General features: G+C 36.3%; 2 protein-coding genes. Both read right to left on the reverse strand.

The genetic code is table 11. The features are described from left to right. Nucleotides 1-88 precede the first annotated feature (88 nt). Nucleotides 89-616 (reverse strand): hypothetical protein, encoded by a 528-nt coding sequence (locus VB797_RS19380; protein WP_323239368.1) that lies wholly within the window; start codon nucleotides 614-616, stop codon nucleotides 89-91. 587 nt (nucleotides 617-1203) lie between these two features. Then, the gene (locus VB797_RS19385; protein ID WP_323239369.1) at nucleotides 1204-2418 is read right to left on the reverse strand and encodes a glycosyltransferase family 4 protein; all 1215 of its coding nucleotides are present in this window, start codon (nucleotides 2416-2418) and stop codon (nucleotides 1204-1206) included. Nucleotides 2419-2590 lie beyond the last annotated feature (172 nt).

Consider the following 2590-nt stretch of genomic DNA (forward strand, 5'->3'; position numbering starts at 1 on the left):
CCCCGTCCTGTCGGACACCCCTCTCCTTACTAAGGAGAGGGGAAGGGGGTGAGGTCTAATTTATCTTGAGTTTTAATAACTAGATATTTTATCTTTGAGTTTGTTGCAAAGCTTGTTCAATTACCTGTTGTTGACCTAAAATTAGATTTTTCTCAATCCTTATTTTTGCATCATAAGGAGAAGATTCACCCCAGAGAGTAGCCAGCTTTTCAGCATCATTGTAGTTATATTTGGAATCGCTATACAGTTGCAAAGCAGGATTAGAACCCTGCACTTTTTGCAACCCTTGAATCCTTGCATCTACAAGGAACTGTTCGAGGATAGCAACATCAGATTTACCCCAGATAATTTTTCTACCCATTCTAGCTTTTGCTTCAGATACAGATTGTCCCCAGTAATCTGCAAGTACACGAGCATCCCAGTAATCATATTTGCTACTAAAAAAGGCTTTTAGTTCTTTATCTTGAACTTGTTTTGCTGATGCTTTGATAAAGTTGTTTTGCTGAACGCTCAAAGATTTTTGAGGTGAAGTTTGATTGGTTATCTGAGCATTAACATTACTGATAGTGCTAGCGGAACTTAAAAACAAACCTAAAGATAATAATAATATTTTCATATTGGACTTCATGATTTCTGTCTCCTAATTTATAAATTTTGGATATTCGTTTTTTTGGTGTTTAAGAACTCAATATAACTAAAAGCTAGATTGAATGTTTAAACTTACTTACTATTTGTTGAATACATTTTTAGACCATATGTTTCCGGATAATTACAGAAACATTTTTTTGTATTAAAAGCTTTAGCCATTTTTTGCCAAGTATAGCAATCCGAATTGATATATAAGGAAATATGTAGATTATACGTTAAGATTGCAAGTTAAATTTGATTCAGCCCTGGCGACTCCCCTCAACGGTCGTGTTCCTCCGCACGGGGGTAGATTCACCGCCTGCACGGGTTATTATAGTAGCGGTTTAAACTGCCAGCTTCTTTATAAAATTCTTACGAATCATTTAGGATTGCTATATATAGAGAACTAAATCTCTTACTAACAACCATTACAAACAGAACTAAATTCATCAATGCAAGCAGAGCATACTATATAAAAAATAAGCTACTTTCAGAATAAAAAAAGCAGGAATATTTCGTAATTTATTTCTATGAATATTTGTTTAATATAGGAAATATACTTATAAAATCTGCAAATTAAGATTTTAAATCTTGCTGTATCCATTCCAAATGTTTTGGTAACAACTGTGCTAAATCATACTTTTGTAAAATAGTTTCTCGCGCTTGCTCTCGAATTGAAGACATTTTATGCGGATGGTTTAGTACTTCTTCTACACGACTGCATATTTCTTGTGGTGAAAAGAAATCTACTAGTAAACCGTTGACACCATCTTCAATTACTTCAGTCACAGGTGCGGTATTTGAAGCGACTATTAAGCAACCTGTAGATAAAGCTTCCAACATTGACCAAGATAAAACAAAAGGACGGGTTAAATAAATGTGAACTGAGGAAGCTTGCAATACTTGCAGATATTCACCATAAGGCAGCAAACCTGTAAAATGAACTCTTGTTAAATCGAGGGGTACTTTTTCAAGCATCAACTGTTTGTAAGTTTGACCGTCGGGAAGCTGCTTCCCATAAGCAACTCTATCTTCTCCAACAATTACTACATGACAATTCGGTCGTTTCTGCTGGAGTAATGCAACAGTTTCGATAAACTGCGGAAAACCTCGATAAGGTTCCATACCCCTTGCAACATAAGTAATAATTTCTTCTACATTAGATAAGTCGAGATTAATTCGTGGTAAAACTAATTTTGCTTCCGGCTTTGGTTGAAAATAATTTGTATCAATCCCATCATGAGATACAGTAATTTTACTATGATATTCTAAGGGGAACTGCTGACGTTGCCAATTAGTCGGAGACATACCGCGATCGCAACTGTATAAGTCAATCAAAATGGGAGCATTCTTGATCCGGATTCGAGCTTCATCATCGGGAGTTAAGGGGTCTACGGGGTCAAAATCAGCATCCGTTCCATGTGCATGATAAAACCATTCAAAATAACAAAGTAAAGTAGCTTGCGGAAAAGCATCTTTGATAAATAACGTCGGGCCCCAACCAGAATGACCGTAAACTATATCTGGAATAAAACCTTTTTGCTTTAACTCTTCGGCTAAACGGTAAACTGCTTGTCCTTGAAGCACGGCTTTTTCTAAAGGTCTGACATAATGGTGAGTTTCAGGACAAACTTCTCGACTAGAACCATAAATAGCTTTTATAACTCCAGGTAGAGAACCTTCACGACGAGTAGTAGCGAAAACAACTTGATTATTTGGATTTTGCGCTAAAGCTACAGCTAAGTGACGAAACTGAGCCGGGAAATTTGAGTGTAAAAATAAAATACGCATATTCAGTTATCAATTATCAGTTAACAGTGACCAGCGATCGGTTTACTGGTGATAATTGTAATTTAATATATAGCAGGTTTCGTTTAAATGTAGTACATTCGGACGGGCTAGGAAGCCCCGCCTTAAGCTGTTACGCACTTAATTTGTATAATACTAGCGAGCAAGATGTATG

The sequence above is a fragment of the Rivularia sp. UHCC 0363 genome (genome assembly GCF_034931125.1).
GTDB lineage: Bacteria > Cyanobacteriota > Cyanobacteriia > Cyanobacteriales > Nostocaceae > Rivularia.